Below are 19,094 nucleotides of genomic sequence, written 5' to 3'. Positions count from 1 at the left end.
TACAACTCAAATTTTAGAAGCTATCAAACCAATAATGGTAAAATTCAAACAGTAAACTACCCAGGAACATTATAGCCTTTGGCGGTGCCAATAAAAATGCCTGAAGATTTTTTCAAATTTCAGGCATTCAGAACTATAATAAAGTATCTTGGGACAAAACCACAAGGCACTCGTTAAAAATAAATTTTTAATTTCGAGGCAAGCTTCGAAGTATTATACCCTTTGGCGGTGCCAATAAAACAAACAAAATTTAAAATCTTAGAGTAACTCCGGCTAAAAAGTTTGTCGTTGCTTGTGGGTAATATCCTGCTCCGCCTAAAGTTTGTACGCCATTTGGCATATCTGGATCTTCCACATCGTAGGTATAGAAATAACCATTAGACACATACTCTTCACCAAAAATATTGTTTACCAAACCTGTAAAAACCACCTCTTTAAATAAAGGAGCATTTTCCCAAACATATTGAATATTAAGATCGTTCACGAAATAAGAATCCAGTTTAGATCCTTCTAACTCTAGATTGCTCATATATTGCTCGCCAACATATTTACTCAAAAAGTTTAGCTGAAGATTTTTAACCAGGGAAACACGTATCATGTTTCCGGCTACGATATTAGGAGAAAATGAAATCTCGGTATCTCCAAAGTTTTGCTGAGCACCATCAAAAACCGCTACAAAATCTCTATTTCTATTTCGGCTTACTGCGATGTTCGGGCGTAAACTCAACCATTTATTCACCCAGATATTTGCATCGACCTCTAAACCTAATCGGTAACTTTCTCCACTGTTTTTACGAATAGCTGCACCTTCTTCATCAATTTCTCCGGTAAGCACTAATTGATCTTTATAATTCATAAAATAAAGATTGGTATTCACCTGGTTTTTTCCCGACTTAAAACGCCAACCTAATTCGTAATCGACCAGTTGCTCTTCAGTTGGAGCAACCTCATCATTTTCAAAAGCATCTTCGTAATCAGATCGTGAAGGTTCGCGATGCGCCACGGCTACAGATCCATATAACTGATTTTCCTCGTTGAATTGATAAGTAAAGCCTCCTTTTGGATTAAAGAAATCGAAATTTGCATCGATAGGGAAATTAGCAACTTCTTGTGTTGGGCCGCTACCTTCGTAATTAATGGTTCTTAACTGCAAATCTCCATAAACAGCAAACCTATCTGTGATAGAAACCGTGGCTTTGGTATAGATATTAAAATCTGTTTTAACGGCATTATTTTCATAAAACGGCTCGTATGGATCGTTATTTCTAGCAAATCTTGTATAGATCACTTCGCCAAAATGGTCACCATCATAACGGTTCCAGCCACCACCAAAAATGGCATCTACCGTAGTGTTTTGATAATTTAAACTAAAAGTAGTTCCGTAGAAATGATTATCTAACCAGCTTGTATTTACAAGATCTGATGTGGTAACTTCTGACCCATCTGTCATAAAATTTGGCAATCCAAATGCGTTTAGACTTGCATCTTCCTCGTACTCCTCGTAATAACCTCTCCCGTAGGTATAATGCAAAGCAAAATTAGACGACCAGTTTTTATTGAACGTTTGATTCCACAGTAACTGGTAATGATCCTGCTGGTAATTATCGGTTTGATTGTCGTAATACCTCACATTCCCGTCCTCATCGGTATATTCTCCTGCCGGATTATACGTTCTATCACTTTCTAAAGTTGAAGCATCGATCCCATACCAGGCCTGGTAAGTTCTTTCTTTTCCGCCAAACATTAGTGCCTTTACCAAAGTTCCGCCATCTACATAACTTCCCTGAAGGAAATATGATTTAAGCTCAGATTCTGCTCTATCGATATATCCATCACTTTTAATCAAAGAAGCTCTCCCAGAAAATTCCCAGTGATCATTAAATAAACCTGTACTGAATTTTGCAGTATGTTTATGCGTATTATACGAACCGTAACTGTTAGCAACTTCAGCTGAAGCTTCTTCGTTATATTTATCGGTTAGAATATTTATGCTAGCCCCAAAAGCACCAGCCCCATTGGTAGAAGTTCCTACACCACGTTGCAACTGGATATTCTCTGTAGATGAAGCAAAATCACCCAGGTTTACCCAGAAAGTCCCCTGACTTTCAGCATCGTTATACGGCACACCATTAATAGTTACATTGGTTCTAGTGGCATCACTACCACGAACCCTAATCCCGGTATAACCAATCCCATTTCCGGCATCTGTGGTAGTTACTACAGAAGGCAGGTAATTCATCAAAACCGGGATATCCTGTCCAAGATTTCTTTCCTCGATTTCTTCATTGGTTAAATTACTGTAGGTAATTGGCGAATCTGCATCTACACGTATAGATTGTAAAAAGACTTCACTTAAAGCTTCTTCTAAACCACTAAGATCTACATCCAAAACCATATCTGACGTAAGATCGATATCAAAAGATTTTCGATTGCCGTACACAAACTGAATCGTGTGAGTTCCTTCATCTAAAGTTAGTTTGTAATTTCCGGAATCATCGGTGATCGTACCCGATTTTTTAGTTGTTGTGTAGACTGAAACGCCACTTAAAGCTTCACCTTCTCTCGTAACTTTCCCTGTTAGTTGGTATTGCTGCGCCATCGCTGCAAATCCACAGAGCATGGTTAAAAAACTGAATAATATGTTTTTCATTCGTAAAATGTTTACGAATAAAAGGGGCCATTATTCCATTAAAAATTTGGTTAAAAAATAAATCCTGAATTTCTCCAATTTCAATTTTGGAGCATATTCAGGAGTGCTGTAGTGCGCTTTGCACCTTATCCCTTGGCAGCATTACCTGCCCAGGTTCATTGGGTATAATCTCAGCCCGAAGGGCACCCCTTATGAGATTTGCTGCAAATGTAGAAAGCTTTTTTTGATTATGCACAATTATTGCAATTGATTTAAATGGCTTATTTTTGAGAATCGCGAAAAAGCTATGCAAAACACAAAAAGATCCATCACCCTAAAAGTTGTTGCCGGTTATCTACTTACCGCTGCTTTGGTTGTTGTTGCCGTTTGGTTTATTTATAACCGGGTAGTAATTTTTAGCAATATGGCGCAGAGCAATAGTAGCAACAACGCCCAACTATTTTTGGTAAGTGAAATTACAAGCGATCTTTATGAAACTGAAAATGTTAGCCGTCGCCTAATCCAAACCGGCACTAAAGAAGATATTGTTTTATACCAGGCACAACTGGATTCGATTAAGATGAATTTGGTTGAATTAGATGAAGCTTATGGGGAAAACAAACTGCATACCGAGCTGGATAGCATCTATAAATTACTGGATCTTAAAACCGAAAACCTTGAAGCCTTAGTAGATCTTCGTGAGCAAGAACGAAGCACGAATTACTATAAACAGGTAATGGAGGAGCTTAATCGTGTAAATGAAAGCTTTGAATCTAACCAGGGTTACGACGATCGCTTTAATGACTTAGAACCCTACCAAAAAAGAGTTTTAGTAAAATGGCTGGAATATGCCCGCGCGGATAATGCACAATCCTTGACCAACCAAACGGCAGATTCGTTGGTGAATTCAGTGAAAAAAGTTTTAAACGATTTTCAAAAAGCGAATCTTAGGTTTAGAAATACGATCATTGAAAAGGAAAATGATCTGCTGGATAATGATATGGTGCTTAACCAGCAACTAAGAAAAATCTTAGCCAATATCGAACAGGATGAGCGGGAAGCTTCTTTAGAAAGAACTGAAAAAGCACAACAAACTTTAGAGGATACCGTATCAATAATCATGATTTCAGGTATTGTTTGTGTAATCGTGATCCTGTTATTTTTAATGCTAATTATTCGAGATGTTGGGCGTAGCCAGCAATACCGAATCGAATTGGAAGAAGCCAAGAATTTTGCCGAAACCCTTTTAAAAAGAAGGGAACAGCTTATGGCGGCGATCACCCACGATCTTAGATCTCCCTTAAATACGGTAATTGGCTATTCTGAATTGATAAACAAAACTCAACTTGGCAATAAGCAGCGTCACTACCTAAGCCAAATTAATAAATCTTCAGATTTTATTCTTCACTTGGTAAATGATCTTCTGGATCTATCGAAACTTGAAGCCGGAAAAATGTCGGTTGAAAATTTACCTTTCAATCCTAAAAAACTAATTACAGACACCGTACAAAATAATGTTCCTGCCAGTTTAAATAAAGATTTGGAGGTGATTATTGATATTTCTGAAGAAGCCGATGCGCAATATTTAAGTGATCCCTTCAGAATAAAGCAAATTATCGCCAACCTGGTAACCAATGCTTTTAAGTTTACTGAAAAAGGAAAAATTATCGTCACTGCTGGAATTCAGCAAAAAATAAAAGAATCTCAGGAATTAATCATCAAGGTAAAAGATACCGGAATTGGTATTTCAAAAGAAAAGCAAGAGATCATTTTTGAAGAATTTAGCCAGGAAAATAGTGGGATCGAGAAAAAATACGGTGGCACCGGGCTTGGACTTACAATCACCAGGAGCCTTACTTCTTTACTAAAAGGTGAAATTAGCCTGCAAAGTGAACAGGGTGAAGGAAGTGAATTCACCATCATCATCCCGGTAGAGCAATCTAAAATTAAGAAGAAACCACTTGCAGAGAAAGAAAAAAAACTGACTCGAAAAACATCGAATATCGACTTCGGAAATAAAAAAGTTTTGGTTGTCGATGATGAACCGGCGCAATTAGCACTTACCTTAGAATTTCTAAAAAGCCATAACCTAGAATTCGATACTGCTGAAAATGGTAAAAAAGCATTGGCACTTTTGGATGAAAATCGATATGATTTAATCCTTACCGATATCCAAATGCCGATAATGGATGGTTTTCAGCTAATGAATTCGATCAAAAAAGATGAGAACCTTTATAAAACTCCGGTTATTGCCTTATCGGGCCGGACCGATATGAAGGATGAAGTGTATACGCTTACCGGTTTTACCGCGAAGCTCACCAAACCTTTTAAACCAAAGGATCTTTTATTAAAAATAAGCGAGGTTTTTAATATCGAACCAAAAACTAAAGAAAAAGCGCTTGTTTTTAAAGACGATTTTGTACCTCAGCAAAATGAATTTTATAATCTTGAGGACATTTATATGTTTTCTGGCGAAGACAAGGAAGCGATGTTTATCATCATCAAAGCATTCTTAGAAAGTTCAGAAGAAAATATTGAGAAAATAAAATTCCACAAAAACGAAGGTAATTATGAAGCTATTGGCCAGATAGCACACAAAATGTTACCGATGCTAAAACAAATGAGAATCACCCCTGTGATCCCGGTTTTAGAACGCTTAGAAAAGAAAGCCAATGTCTCTGATGCTGAAATTGACCAATTGATCCAGCAATTACAAAGGGTATTAAGAGAATTGGAGTCTGAAGTTACAGTTTAATATCGTACTGCTTCAATTTATTATAAAGCGTTTTACGATCTATTGATAGCATTCTTGCCGCTTTACTTTTATTACCTCCCGTTTTTTCTAAAGCTTCCAGAATTAGTTTCTCTTCGTTCTTGTTTTTAAAAAGCCCGTAATCCTCTTCGCTTTTTTCTGCAGTTGCAATTTCGTGTGGCAAGACTTTCATTGGAATTAATTTATCCTGAGTAAGTAGCACAGCACGTTTTACCATATTCTTTAATTCACGAAGATTCCCTGGCCAAGAGTAATTTTTAAAAGCTTCTACGGCATCATCAGTAAAGCCAACCACTTCTTTTTCTAATTCGGTATTTGCCTCTTCTAAAAAGTGATCTGCAAAAAGCATAAGATCTTCTTTTCGATCTTTTAGGGAAGGTACTTTTACAGAAAATTCATTTAAACGGTGATAAAGATCTTCTCTAAACTCTCCATCTTTTACAGCTTGAGAAAGATCTTCGTTTGTAGCGGTTACCACACGAATATCAACCTCAATTTCTTTATTACTTCCAACAGGTTTAATTCTGCGTTCCTGCAATGCTCTTAATAGTTGTACCTGCAGTTCGTAGCTTAAATTTCCTATTTCATCTAGAAATAAAGTACCGCCATTGGCCGCTTTAAAATGCCCAGTTTTATCATTAATTGCCCCCGTAAAAGAACCTTTTATATGCCCAAAAAATTCACTGGAAGCAATTTCTTTTGGAATTGCACCACAATCTACCGCGATAAATGGAGCATCTTTACGTTTACTTTGACGGTGAATGCTCTTTGCTACATTTTCTTTACCTGTACCACTTTCACCGGTGATCAAAACCGACATGTTTGTTGGCGCCACAAGTTCGATGTAATCATTGAGTTTTCTGGAGGCATCACTAACTCCTTTTATATACTGCGCGCTATTATCTACCTTCTCTTCCTTAGTCTTAGTTGTTCGCTTTTTTGGAATCTTTTGTGCTACAACTTCAGTATCTAAAGCATTCTCTATAGTTTGCAAAATCGACTCTGGCCTAAAAGGTTTACTCACATAATCAAAAGCACCATCCTTCATTGCCTGAACTGCCATACTTATTTCAGCATAACTTGTCATTACGATAACCTGGGTAGAAGGATTATTAGATTTTACCTCTTTTAAAATATCTAAGCCATCATTATCTGGAAGTCTTACATCGGTAAGAACAAGATTGAATTCAGATTTAGAAATTAATTTTAATGCATCATTACCCGAGAAACAAAGTTCTGCTTCGTAACCTCTTTTAGACAAAAATGTTTTAAGCATGGTACCGAAGGGAACATCGTCTTCTACTATGAGAATCTTTGGCATAATCTAATTTTAATAGAGAGTTCACAAATTTATGAAACATATACCCAATTACGTAAAAAGAAAATATAAAAAAAGAGGCCGTGAAAGACCTCCTTTTAATCTAAATTAGAATATAACCTAAAAGTTTACTCCCATTTTAAACGGGGAATCGGTTAGAAAAAATCGCCAAATTTAATATGTATTCTTACAGACTTTCCTATATGTGTTAGTTAGTAGTATTAAGATTGCCCTAAAAACACTCACTAACCGATTCGAATCCGCCGCCGCAAAGTTGGAATCTTCGTAACTCGGCATCACTTTAACATCATTATTAATGCTATTTCAATACGCTAATACTAGTTGGCATCAATTACTTCATCTTCCTTTAGCCATTCTCCATCTGCTGTAGCATAAACAGTTTTTACCTCACCATCTACGGCTACGTTTAGTTTGTAAATTTTCTTCTCATTTTCAAGTTTAACCCAAGCTTCAGATGCTACTGCATTAAACTCTGTCATCGTTGCATCTTTAACGGGCTGTGGTAAAGCTAAAATATCGATCATTTCGAAGCCTACCATTTCTGGTGCTACTTCTACTTCTTCTTTAGTTTCTTCAACTGGTTCTTCCTGCGCATGCATGGTCTGAGTGGCAAAAAACAATCCTGCGATTGCCATTACCGAGAAAACTGATTTTTTCATAATAGTTAGTTTTTATGTAAATAGTGTTGGTTTCTTAGTTTCTTATGGTTGATAATTATAAAGAAAAAACTGTACCTAATGACGAAGACGGCACATAAAACACTGACATTCATAATATTGGAATAAATATGAAAAATCTGAAATTTGAAAGTTTTGTAGAAATTATGAGGTTTTAAGAAATCATTATGTAGAAATGATGCGCAGCAAGCAATTTTGAAATGTGTGAAAGCCTAAATAGCTTTTTCATTTTATAACACTTCAAAATAATGGTTTTAAAAATTAACACGAATAACAACGAATCTCAAAGCGAAACCACTTTTATAGATTCAAAAAGAAGCAATGGATGGTTTTTCTAAAAAAAGAGGCCACCACAGCCTCTTTTAATCCGAAAATCTAAATTATACAACAGCTGTTTACTGCTGTGTTAGTTATTCAAAATCCTTCAATAACCCTAACTACTTTAATATAAGGCAAAATCGTGCCATAACGCCTACAGGCTAAAAACTTACTTAAACCCTTACATTTAAACAAATTGAGCTCAAAAGTGTAGAATATTGAATAATCAAAACTGTAGAATTCTACACATCAAAATTCCACAGGTGTAGAATTTTTACACAGTTTTATTTTAATGGATCTTTTCGATTCTGTTTTTTCTCAGACTGAATCTTCTTCGCTCTCAGCCTTTTTAGTTTAGCCATTTTTCCGGGCTTTGTTCTTTTTCGAACTTTTGGAGCTTTCGTGCCAGATTTGATCATGTCTATAAACTGACCAATCACGGCATCTTTATTTTTATGCTGACTTCTAGAATTACCATTTTGAAGAATAAGAACCTGGTCTTTGGTAATTCTTGTAGAAAATGTTTTTAGCAAGCGCTCTTTTTGAACTTCAGAAAGTACAGAAGATGCTGCTATATCAAAATACAACTCGACTTTAGAAGCTGTTTTGTTAACGTGTTGCCCACCGGGACCACTACTTTTTACAGCTCTAAAGTCGAGTTCTTTTATTAAATCTTCCTGATTAATCATTTAATGGCTGGTGACTCTCTTTTAAAAGATCTGCCACTGTTTTTACCGGATTAAATGTGGTTACAGGTACTTCAACAAAAACAGTATTCCACTTTGCCATGGCACCATTCCATAAACCAGGACGCTCCAGTGCTTTTAGTGGTTTCCCATCTTTGGTTTTATTTGCAATAAAGCTCATGTTTGGATCTACATATTTATCAAGATCGTAAGTGGTTCCATCTGCTTTTCTAACACTACAAACGATATCCACAGGGTTAAAATGTGTAGATTCTTTAACGATTTTCACCTGTTCTGGGTTATCGTCATCTATTTGAGCTCCTTCTATGATTTGTAAGGATACTTCTCCCTCTTCATCTTTAACCAAAAACGGACCTCCACCTGGCTCTCCTTCATTCTTCACCATTCCGCAAATTCTAAGCGGACGATCTAATTTTTCTAATAATTCTGAAGCCGACTCAGATCCTGTTAGAGACTTTACGAATAGTTCTTCAGCAAGAAATGTTGACGCCTCCTTTACATCCTCATCAGATGGGCTAGACTGAAGCTTCTCGATCAAACAAAAAGCTTTTGCTTTCAATTCTAAAAGTTTACCCGCCAACATCTTTTTGTAATCTACAACATCACCAAGGTTAGACCAGGTTACTACATTATCAATATTTTTAACGAAGATAAGATCGGCATCCTGTTGATTTAGGTTATCGATCAATGCTCCGTGCCCGCCAGGACGAAAGAACATTCCACCTTCTTCTGTTCTAAAAGGTGTGTTTTCATCGTCTACAGCAATCGTATCGGTTTTTGGATCCTGGTAAGAATAGGTAATTTCGAACTTAGAACCTGTTTTCTCTTCAACTCTACTTTGAACTTTATCGAATTCAGCTTCAAATTTTTCCTTATCACTTTGTCCAACAGTAAAGTGTGATTTTACCACTCCTTTACTTTCAGCATATTTCGCAGCTTCATAAAGATGTTCTTCAAAAGCAGTTACAACAACATTATCATATTTGTGGAATGGCACCAAACCTTTTGGTAGATCGCTCAACCCAAGTCCTTTGGCATAAAGTACATTTTCAGCAATTAACTTTTTTTGCTCATCGTTACTAAGCTCATCAAAATCGCTATTATCTTCTTTTGCCGCAGCGACCGCATCCTTATAAAAAGGAAGCTTTTCTATATGCGTAAAAAATAATTGTAGGCTAGAATCTCCTTTTTCGTCCAGATATTCGCGTAATTCTTTTTCTTTAGGATCAAATTCTGCTACGAAATTATGAAGTGCTTTGAACATTCTTGTTGCTGCTCCAGATGCTGGCACGAATTTTAGCAAATCAAGCCCTTCTTTTTTGTGCTCGAAATCACGAATATATTCAGTTCTTGCTTCATCTGAGATGGCTGAAATTCCATTCCCTATCGTCGCAGCTTCCTGAATATCTACTTTAATATTCCCTCGCTTAAAAATTTCGATCTGTCTATTTACTTCTTCAGTACTTAATCCCTTGTCCTGAATTTGCAGGATGTCTGATTCGTTAAAATTCACGGTTTTGTTAGTTTTTAGTTAGTTGATTAATTGTTGATATTATAATTTGCAGCCGTTCTTATTGACCACTTTTTAATTTCTTATCTACATTATTTGATTTTTTTGAGGAACACTGAAATTTGAAGAACTTTGCTCCTTTTTACTCAGATTTTTTACACCGATAGTAAAATTCTAAGGCTTGTCAATATACGTTAAAAAATAGACTTTTTAGGCCTCTATTAACGCATATTTAATAATTTGAAGATTCCATAAAGGTTTTTAAACAGCTTCTTAACAGCACTTTAGTCGAATAAAAAATCCTGCTAAGTTTCAACCAATATCACCTAGCCTTAACATAAAATTTAAAGACTTGCGTACCACTTTATCTGGAATGTTGAGTTCGTTAGGAATCAACATGACTTCCTAAATTTCTCTTCCAGACTAAATATCCCTGGATAGCCAAAATTGTAAAAATCACGTATTGCAAAGAAAGCATTCCCAAGCCACGATAGGCGTATAAGGGAACAGTAATAAGATCGGCAAAGATCCAGAGCGTCCAGTTTTCTAACTTCTTAATCGCCATATACCACATCGCAGTGAAAAACACTCCTGAAGTGAAAATATCGAAATAATTCGCTGTTTTTATTTCGTAATCGAAAGCACGATATACCGCATAAGTAACGATCATGGTTAACAAAAACATCCCAAAACCGACCAATTTCTCCTTCGCGTTTGTTCGTGTAATTGGAACTACCGGCTCGCCATCCTTTTTCCTCGCCCAGTTGATCCAGCCATAAATACTCATTACCGAATAATAGAAATTCATCATCATATCTCCATAATATTCAGCCTTAAACAATAAGTAAACGGTTATTACAGTTGCAATTAACCCAGTTGGGTACACGTAAATATTCTCTTTTTTAGAGTAATAAACACTTAAGATCCCAAAAATGAAGACAATAGCTTCAAGAATAATATTCAATGCGGCTGCTCCCTCGTAGTAATCCAGAAAAAAATCAGAAATCTGCTCCATAATCCTATAAACTGAATGATTTTAAACTTAGATTTTCAGTATAAAATGGCCTACATACAGCAACCTGAAATTCGATAATTTTAAAAGCTTTTTTTATAATTTCTAAAATTGAAGATTTACCAGCCTCATAAAAACTAGGAATAAAATCGAAATCAAAAACCGACTGATTATGGTTTAAAAAAACTTGCATGAATATCATTCTAAATTCTTCAAAAATAAGCATAATAAAATCTACGACATCCCTTAATCCCGAAAGAAAATACGTACTTATTTCACCCCGCTTAAAGATCGATTTTCGGTAATTTCAACCATATTCTCATTAGCCCATTGCACCAGGCTTTCTATTTTTGGTAACAAACTTAAACCAAGTTCGGTAAGCGAATATTCTACTTTTGGTGGCACCTGCGGATACACTTTTCTGGTTACTAAACCATCTGCTTCTAACTTTTTTAGAGTTACCGCCAGCATTTTTTGAGATACCGTACCAATCATTTTCTGTAATTCGTTAAATCGAAGCTTATCGTAATTCCCTAAAATCAAAATAACCAGTGTAGACCATTTATCTCCAAAACGATCTAAGATATTTCTAACCGGGCAACTTTCGGCCTCTGCAAAATTTATTTCATTTTTTTTCATTTTAAACCACTGATTTTCAATATTAATAACTTCAAGGTAAGTTATTTACTTAACCGAAACTTCTTGTTTAAAAGTAGAACAAACATTACTTTTACTTACCAAAAGTAACTAAATTTCTATTAGTAATTAAATAAAATTGAAATGAAAAAGACATTAATCACCGGTGCAACCGGAAGTTTAGGACAACTTCTTGTAAACGCACTTAAAAGTAAAACTGAAGTAAGTAACATTGCTGTTTTAGTAAGGGATACTGAAAAAGACATCGTAAAAGAATACCAATCTCAAGGTTTGGATATTCGTGTTGCTGATTACGAAAACTTAGAAAAACTAACTGCCGCTTTTGAAGGTATAGAGCAGGTATTTTTAATCTCCGGTAACGATCTTGGTGCTCGTTTACAACAACACAAAAATGTGGTTGAAGCTGCTAAAGCTGCAAACGTAAAACACATTTTCTACACCAGTTCAGTTAGAAAAACTGAAAGTAAAGACGCTCCTTTAGATCCAGTAGTAAGCGGACACGCACAAACTGAAGAAGCTATTTTAAATTCTGGCTTAGATTATACAATTCTAAGACATAATCTTTACAGCGAAGTAGTACCAATGTTTATTGGTGATAAAGAGCAATTATTGAAAACAAAATCTGTTTACTTACCAACCGAAAATGGAAAAGTAGCATTTGTTCCAAGAAAAGATTTTGCTGAAGCTGAAGCAAATATTCTTGTTTCTCCTGAAGATTACACCAATAAGATCTACGAATTTAACGGAAGTGAACAGGTTTCTTTTGAAGAGATCAGTGAAATACTAACCGAAGTTTTAGGTGAAAAGATCGCTTATGTTTCTCCAAAAGTAGATGAATTTGAGTCTCAAATGAAAGCTGCCGGCCTACCAGATCCTATCGTAGGAATGTTAAGCATGTTTAGCCAGGGAGTTGCTAATGGTGAATTTAATTTTGATAAAACAGATATCGAAAAAGCACTTGGCAGAAAAACCCAGACTTTAAAAGAATTTTTAGGCGAAGTTTACGCTTAGTTAGTATTGAGTATTTAGTAGTGAGATATTAGATTTGAGACAATTTGCTAATGAGTTAATTTGTTGATGTGTTGGTAAAAAAGCTGAAAGCTTATTACTGAAAGCTGTTAGCTGAAGACTTATCAACAATATATCATTTAATTTCTCACTACTCTGTACTCACTACTTAATACTAAGTCTCAAATTCCCCATTTTCAAAAGCGGTTCCTATCACTACTAAATCGGCTCCGGCTTTATAAGCCTTTTCTAATTGATTTGTATTTCGAATACCGCCACCAACAATTAGCGGAATATTTAAATCCTTTTTTACCTCAGCGATTATCTGTTCAGAAACCGGTATCATTGCTCCGCTTCCCGCTTCAAGATAGATCAATTGTTTCCCCATCATTTGTCCGGCTAGTGCTGTGTTTTTGATCAGCTCTATTTTACTTTGATCTATAGGTTGCGTTTTACTCACTCTGGCCACAGCACTTTGATTGCCGCCGTCCAACAATAAATATCCCGTAGGAATAATTTCCAGATCAGCATTCAGCAATTTTGGCACTGCTTTTATGTGCTGCTCGATAAGATATTCAGGATTTCTACCAGATAGCAAGCTTAGTAACAAAATACCGTCTGCTTTTTCGGTGATCTGCTCTTTATCGCCGGGAAACAGAATCACCGGTAAATTAGTTTTAGCTTTTACAAAGTCTACGCAAACTTCAGATTCTTCTGCAGTAACGGTGCTACCTCCAATAAAAATATGAGTAACCGATTTGGGGAGATTTTCGATAAAATCGGCATATTTTTCCGTAGAAAACTTTTCAGGATCAATTAAAACCGCAAGTAGTTTTTTATTGGATTTCGATGCTTGGATGATGGCATCTAAAAGTGTAGGCATCAATTTTAATTTAGCAGAAACGTATAAACACAGGTAAATCCTTCAAATTCTAAGAACTCCAGTTCATACTCGGTTTTTTCGCCTTCAAAAGTAACAGTTCCGCTAGTAATGGCATCTTCAAAATCAAAATCTTTAATATAAATATGCTCTAAAAAGCCTAATCCCGGCTGGGCGTGCACTTTATAGATCGATTCTTTACTGCCCCAAACGATGGTTAATTTCCTGATAATTGCTTCTTCGTTTGCCAGCGTGTGATATTCTTTAAGTGGCGTAAATTTATTGGCAATCTTGATTATTTTATCGCGTTGTTTTTCAATATCGATCCCCACAGGGCGATCACTTACAATAATGGCCGTAAAATTAAATGAGTGGGTAATCGAAATATATTTATCATCACTTAAATGTGGTTTTCCCAAATCATCATACCAAAGATCCTGATCTACATAACCGGCTTCTGCCATCAAATGCCGAATGCTCATAAAACCTCTTCGATGAATTTCAGATTTCATCCCAGATACTCTTGCGCGGCAATGTTCTGTAAGCGAAATCCCCTCACAAAGCCACTCAAAAGACTCTTCAACCTTCCAAATGAAGACTTTAGTTCCTTCCCGTGGTGTTATTGTTTTGAAAAGAGGCATGCCAGTTTATTAAATATTAATTACTTTTGCGCTTTAATTACAGATAATCAAATATAATAATATGTCTACGAATACAGTGCCTTATACGGCGTATAAAGTAAAAGATATTTCCCTGGCTGCATGGGGACGTAAGGAGATTGAACTGGCAGAAGCTGAAATGCCGGGACTAATGGCGCTTCGTGAAGAATATAAAGAAGAACAGCCATTAAAAGGTGCTCGCATCGCTGGTTGTTTACATATGACGATTCAAACTGCTGTTCTTATTGAAACATTAGTTGCTCTTGGTGCTGAAGTTACCTGGAGTTCTTGTAATATTTTCTCTACACAAGATCAGGCTGCTGCTGCAATTGCTGAAGCTGGGATCCCTGTGTATGCATGGAAAGGAATGAATGAAGAAGAATTTGACTGGTGTATCGAGCAAACACTTTTCTTTGGTGAAGATCGTAAACCTCTTAACATGATCTTAGATGATGGTGGAGATCTTACCAATATGGTTTTAGACAAGTATCCAGAACTTGCTAAAGATATTAAAGGACTTTCTGAAGAAACTACTACAGGAGTTCACCGTCTTTACGAGCGTATGAAAAACGGAACACTTCCTATGCCGGCGATAAACGTAAACGACTCGGTTACAAAATCTAAATTCGATAATAAATTTGGATGTCGCGAGAGTGCTGTAGATGCTATTCGTCGTGCTACAGATGTTATGCTTGCTGGTAAACGTGTAGTTGTTTGTGGTTACGGAGATGTTGGTAAAGGTACCGCTGCTTCTTTTAAAGGAACCGGTGCGATTATTACTGTTACTGAAATTGATCCTATTTGTGCATTACAAGCTGCAATGGATGGTTTTGAAGTAAAACGTCTTGAAACCGTAGTTGGAAAAGCTGATATCGTGATCACTACTACCGGAAACAAAGATATCGTTCGTGGTGAGCACTTTAAAGCCATGAAAGATAAAACCATCGTATGTAATATTGGGCATTTTGATAATGAAATTGATGTTGCCTGGTTAAACAATAATTACGGTGAAACTAAAGATGAAATTAAACCACAGGTAGATAAATATACTGTAGATGGTAACGATATTATTCTTCTTGCTGAAGGTCGTTTGGTAAACCTTGGTTGTGCAACAGGTCACCCAAGTTTTGTAATGAGTAACTCATTTACAAACCAAACTTTGGCACAAATCGAACTTTGGAATAACACCGATAAGTATGAAAACAAAGTTTATATGCTACCTAAGCATTTAGATGAAAAAGTTGCGGCACTACACTTAGAAAAAATTGGTGTAGAATTAACGAAACTTGATGAAGACCAGGCTAAATATATTGGTGTTGAGGTTGAAGGACCATTTAAACCTGAATATTACAGGTACTAATTAGAGACTAGAGACTAGAATTATAAAAAATCCCGCTCATTTCTGAACGGGATTTTTCTTTTTCAGAATAATTTTCATTTTACTTTTTTATAGTAATAGTAAAGACCATCACAACTCAGAGCATTACTATTTATTAATTGATTATCAGAAAAGTGTAGGAATTCTGTCTTAGATTGGTTGCTACAACTTGCTATTAGAGCAGATTCTTGAGAATATTCCAGAATTATAAAATCACGCTCGTCTATAAAAAAAGTGCCTTCTGCTGTGATTAATTCATCTTCAATTTCAGCTCTTTTCTGAAACGTAGAATCTTCATTAAAAATATAATACTCTGTACCATCTTCAACATTAATAATTTCGGCATTAGGGATCATTGAAGTTCGAATCCCAACTATTACCCATTCCTGAGGAAAATCTGAAGCTAAAAAATGCTCTATAGTAAATTCTTCAGGTACCGGCTCATCTTTATCGCAAGAGATTAAAATGAACGAAAAAACACAAAACACAAGTGTAAACAATCTTTTCATTTCTTAGGATTTGTTAGTTAGATACTATAAACAACAAAAGGTTGCGTAATTTTTAGACTAAAGAGTAATTAAATGTTGTAATAAAGTTAACGCCTATTCATTTCGAAATCTCAATTTCTTCAGAAGGCGTTAAAAAGTTTTAAACCTTCACAATCTAAGGTTAAACCAACTTTTTCGATAAAAATTATCGAATGCGTAATCGTATTTTAGAAGTTCTAAAATAACAATCTATGAAAAATTTTAAACACCTTTTTTTAGCAGGCTTAACCACAATTACATTAGCCTCTTGTAGTGATGACGATGATGCAATGATCGAAACCGACGATGGAATGGAAGTAGATGCGCCTATGCTTTTTGCTACAACTCATTCTGGAAATATCGCTGGATACAACTTAGATACTGGCGATTCTTATACCGTAAGTTCTGATGCTAACGATGCAGAAGGAATTATTTACGACGACGATGCAGATGCCTTGATCGTTGCTTCCAGAGATCCTCTAGAAATTCAGTCTTACAGTGATGTGAGCATGTGGGACGATATGTCTAACGAAGCTATGGCAGACTTTACAAGTTCTAGCGATGTTATGAGTCCGCGTGATATTGCTGTATCAAACGATATGGTTGTGATCGCCGATAATGCCGATACCAACGGTGACGATGACGATACTCCAAACGGACGTTTCTTTATTTATACAAGAACTGCAGATGGTATGACGCTTAGAAATACCGTGATGGTAGATTTTAACGTATGGGGAATAGAATTTGTTGGAAATACACTTTACGCTGTTGTAGATCAAACTAACATGTTGGCAAGTTTCGATAATTTCCTTTCTAATTCTGGAGACGGAATGGTAGACGCGACTAAAATGATCGCATTAGAAGGGATTGTAAGAACACATGGTTTAGATTATGATGATGGAACAATGATCATGTCTGATATTGGAAGTGCAGACTCAGATTCTGATGGTGCATTACACGTAATTATGGATTTTGACGATAAATTCAATGATACTGAAGACGGAGCAACGCTTGCTGTAGAAGAGCAGGTAAGAATTGCCGGAGCAAGTACTATGCTTGGTAATCCTGTAAACGTTTCTTATGATGAAGATTCTGGAATGATCTACGTAGCTGAATTAGCTAACGGAGGCGGAAGAGTTCTTGCTTTTTCAGATGAAGACTCTGGAGACGCTACTCCTGCCATCAACAATATGTTAAGCGGAGTTTCTGCTGTATATTTTGAAGACTAATTTTATATAATTTCTGAATACAAAAAATCCTCGCAATGCGAGGATTTTTTTGTTTTTATTGGCTCCGCCAAAGGGTAGAATATCCTGAGCCACTTTACTTAACCCCAACCGAATCATACACCTGCACTCGCTTCCACAAATGTTCCGATTCTTCGATGAATTTTAAATGTGCTTTCTCCTTCTGGTATTTATCCTGAATCTCTTTTGAAGGAAAACTAAGTATTAAAGAATAGGTAAACGATCCATCAACAACTTCTCTTGGTGTTCCCGCCGGCTCTCCGATAAATTTAGTCTTTGCATAAAGACTGTTTTCCATAAATTTATTCAGTGATTTTAGAAAATCGGCTCTATCCTGCTCGCTATCCGGATTATTAAGCCAAAAATAAACCACATGGGTAAAGTTCTTATCGAATTCTGGTGTTGCTTCCTGTGCTTTCATATTACTAAAGTTTAGGCAGAAAAAAAGCCCAAGGCATATTTTAAAAATTGTCTTCATTTTTATCGAATTTCAGTTTGCTTAAAAGTACAATTTTTAAACTTCAAATTAAGAAGCTCAGATCACGCCCGCCAGATACGAATCGAGAATTGGAGACAAGCCTAGAGGAATTAAAAAACTCCATGAGGGATTAGACTGAACTTTAAAATCAAAAAATGCCGGCAAACATAAAGCTTACCGACACTTTTCTTCAGAATCAAACATTTATTCTTCAGCCTTAACCGGCTCTTTTAATCTGCTTAGATCGTGATAAAAGAAATTCTTTTCATCATTATCATTCATAGAAACAAACAAACCATTAGGAAATTTATCACCTAAAGCTGCGGTGGTTACTTCACAACCATCAGTTTCTGTAGTTCCTAAATTTAATGCATACTCAAAACTATTATCTTCTCTACTGAAGAAATTAAAAGTTCCTTCCTGCTGATCTGAAACAATGATCTGTCCTTTTCCGTTTGGATAAATTGAAATAGCGATACCCTCGATATCATCTGTAAAATGCTCACCGCCAAACAAGGCTAATTCTTCATCACCCATCTCTGGCTCGGCATAATATTTTCTAATTCCGTGACCTTCATCAGAGCAGTAAATAAATCCAAGTTCGTCGTCTACTGCAATAGCTTCGATCTCTTTTTTTCCACTGAACATTCCAAATTCACGCACTACTTTTGGTGCTAAGTGATCTCCTGCAGGCTCTAATTCTATTTGATGCAAATAACCTTCTTTAGGACCATTTTTACGACCAACGATCGCATAGATTTTTCCCGATTTTGGTGATCTATAGATCGAAATTCCCATTGGCAGACTCATTTCGTTCTCACGAGTATCCTGAAATACTTTAAAACCACCGTTATCTAAAGGCTTCATATCTGGTACCGAAAAAATTCTAATCTGCTCACGTTCTCTTTCAGTAAAAATCATAATATCGGTTACCGTGCTGTCATTCAATTTTACATCGTACTCAACATCTACATTGTTAGGACGCTTAAAGTTTCTCATGGTTTTAGATTCGATAATCTTTCCATCAAGATCGAAAGCGTAAATTGCGCCATCTGTATCTTTATCTGTTCCAAAAACGATACTTTCTTCAGGGTTTTCGCTATTTACCCAAATTGCCGGATCGTCGGTGTCATGCAATGTTTTTTCTGTAACCACATCTGGAGCAATTTCTGGTAATTGTGTACCACATGAAGCTAAGATTAGGCATATTAGGATCGATTTTATTTTATTCATTTTATTTTTTTTGAATTTCAAGTACCATCTACAGGCTGGTAAGCCAAGACTTAAAATTGTAT

The 19,094-nt window shown here is 36.1% G+C and carries 17 protein-coding genes; 4 read left to right on the top strand and 13 right to left on the bottom strand.

Annotated elements, in window-relative coordinates:
• Positions 1-250: 250 nt before the first annotated feature.
• On the bottom strand, positions 251-2,650 hold the full coding sequence (locus BM201_RS04130; protein ID WP_092540096.1) for a TonB-dependent receptor: 2,400 nt from the start codon (positions 2,648-2,650) through the stop codon (positions 251-253).
• 286 nt (positions 2,651-2,936) lie between these two features.
• Here BM201_RS04130 and BM201_RS04125 point away from each other — a divergent pair, with 286 nt between their 5' ends.
• A complete protein-coding gene (locus BM201_RS04125) occupies positions 2,937-5,384 on the top strand; it encodes a hybrid sensor histidine kinase/response regulator (protein ID WP_092540095.1) in 2,448 nt (815 codons plus the stop codon).
• Here BM201_RS04125 and BM201_RS04120 read toward each other — a convergent pair.
• From BM201_RS04120 to BM201_RS04090, 7 genes are all read right to left on the bottom strand, one after another.
• A complete protein-coding gene (locus BM201_RS04120) occupies positions 5,374-6,723 on the bottom strand; it encodes a sigma-54-dependent transcriptional regulator (RefSeq protein WP_092540094.1) in 1,350 nt (449 codons plus the stop codon). The genes BM201_RS04125 and BM201_RS04120 overlap by 11 nt on opposite strands.
• Positions 6,724-7,058: 335 nt before the next feature.
• Positions 7,059-7,400 (bottom strand): hypothetical protein, encoded by a 342-nt coding sequence (locus BM201_RS04115; RefSeq protein ID WP_092540093.1) that lies wholly within the window; start codon positions 7,398-7,400, stop codon positions 7,059-7,061.
• A gap of 620 nt (positions 7,401-8,020) precedes the next feature.
• Positions 8,021-8,425: an alternative ribosome rescue aminoacyl-tRNA hydrolase ArfB gene (arfB, locus tag BM201_RS04110; RefSeq protein ID WP_092540092.1), complete on the bottom strand. Its 405-nt coding sequence runs from the start codon at positions 8,423-8,425 to the stop codon at positions 8,021-8,023.
• Entirely contained in the window at positions 8,418-9,956 is a 1,539-nt protein-coding gene (locus tag BM201_RS04105) for a DUF4301 family protein (protein WP_092540091.1), read from the bottom strand. Before BM201_RS04105 ends, arfB begins: the two co-directional genes overlap by 8 nt.
• Positions 9,957-10,338: 382 nt before the next feature.
• A complete protein-coding gene (pnuC, locus tag BM201_RS04100) occupies positions 10,339-10,968 on the bottom strand; it encodes a nicotinamide riboside transporter PnuC (RefSeq protein ID WP_175486973.1) in 630 nt (209 codons plus the stop codon).
• Between the two features lie 4 nt (positions 10,969-10,972).
• Positions 10,973-11,158, bottom strand: a complete 186-nt coding sequence (locus BM201_RS04095) for a hypothetical protein (RefSeq protein ID WP_139219123.1) — start codon at positions 11,156-11,158, stop codon at positions 10,973-10,975.
• A 77-nt stretch (positions 11,159-11,235) separates the two neighbouring features.
• The gene (locus BM201_RS04090) at positions 11,236-11,604 is read right to left on the bottom strand and encodes a winged helix-turn-helix transcriptional regulator (protein WP_092540089.1); all 369 of its coding nucleotides are present in this window, start codon (positions 11,602-11,604) and stop codon (positions 11,236-11,238) included.
• Between the two features lie 141 nt (positions 11,605-11,745).
• On the opposite strand from BM201_RS04090, the gene BM201_RS04085 reads away from it, so the two are divergent.
• Positions 11,746-12,633 carry an SDR family oxidoreductase gene (locus BM201_RS04085; RefSeq protein ID WP_092540088.1) on the top strand — a complete coding sequence of 296 codons (888 nt, stop codon included), beginning with the start codon at positions 11,746-11,748 and terminating at the stop codon, positions 12,631-12,633.
• A 172-nt stretch (positions 12,634-12,805) separates the two neighbouring features.
• Here the strand turns inward: BM201_RS04085 and BM201_RS04080 are convergent, their stop codons facing one another.
• A complete protein-coding gene (locus BM201_RS04080; protein WP_092540087.1) occupies positions 12,806-13,513 on the bottom strand; it encodes a phosphoglycerol geranylgeranyltransferase in 708 nt (235 codons plus the stop codon).
• Between the two features lie 5 nt (positions 13,514-13,518).
• Positions 13,519-14,151, bottom strand: a complete 633-nt coding sequence (locus tag BM201_RS04075; protein ID WP_092540086.1) for a 4'-phosphopantetheinyl transferase family protein — start codon at positions 14,149-14,151, stop codon at positions 13,519-13,521.
• Positions 14,152-14,212: 61 nt separating this feature from the next.
• On the opposite strand from BM201_RS04075, the gene ahcY reads away from it, so the two are divergent.
• Positions 14,213-15,529 (top strand): adenosylhomocysteinase, encoded by a 1,317-nt coding sequence (gene ahcY / locus BM201_RS04070; RefSeq protein ID WP_092540085.1) that lies wholly within the window; start codon positions 14,213-14,215, stop codon positions 15,527-15,529.
• A 74-nt stretch (positions 15,530-15,603) separates the two neighbouring features.
• Here the strand turns inward: ahcY and BM201_RS04065 are convergent, their stop codons facing one another.
• On the bottom strand, positions 15,604-16,056 hold the full coding sequence (locus tag BM201_RS04065; protein ID WP_092540084.1) for a hypothetical protein: 453 nt from the start codon (positions 16,054-16,056) through the stop codon (positions 15,604-15,606).
• Positions 16,057-16,286: 230 nt separating this feature from the next.
• Here BM201_RS04065 and BM201_RS04060 point away from each other — a divergent pair, with 230 nt between their 5' ends.
• Positions 16,287-17,303: a hypothetical protein gene (locus BM201_RS04060; protein WP_092540083.1), complete on the top strand. Its 1,017-nt coding sequence runs from the start codon at positions 16,287-16,289 to the stop codon at positions 17,301-17,303.
• Positions 17,304-17,397: 94 nt separating this feature from the next.
• Here the strand turns inward: BM201_RS04060 and BM201_RS04055 are convergent, their stop codons facing one another.
• Together BM201_RS04055 and BM201_RS04050 are read right to left on the bottom strand one after the other, a co-directional pair.
• A complete protein-coding gene (locus BM201_RS04055) occupies positions 17,398-17,742 on the bottom strand; it encodes a Dabb family protein (RefSeq protein WP_092540082.1) in 345 nt (114 codons plus the stop codon).
• A 261-nt stretch (positions 17,743-18,003) separates the two neighbouring features.
• Complete coding sequence (locus BM201_RS04050; RefSeq protein WP_092540631.1) at positions 18,004-19,032, bottom strand: phytase; 1,029 nt, start codon at positions 19,030-19,032, stop codon at positions 18,004-18,006.
• Positions 19,033-19,094: the final 62 nt, after the last annotated feature.

Origin of the sequence: Zunongwangia mangrovi (assembly GCF_900112105.1) — a bacterium.
In the GTDB taxonomy this organism is placed as follows: Bacteria; Bacteroidota; Bacteroidia; order Flavobacteriales; family Flavobacteriaceae; genus Zunongwangia; species Zunongwangia mangrovi.
The sequence above is the reverse complement of the archived record's forward strand: the minus strand, read 5'-3'. Positions and strand labels throughout refer to the sequence as shown.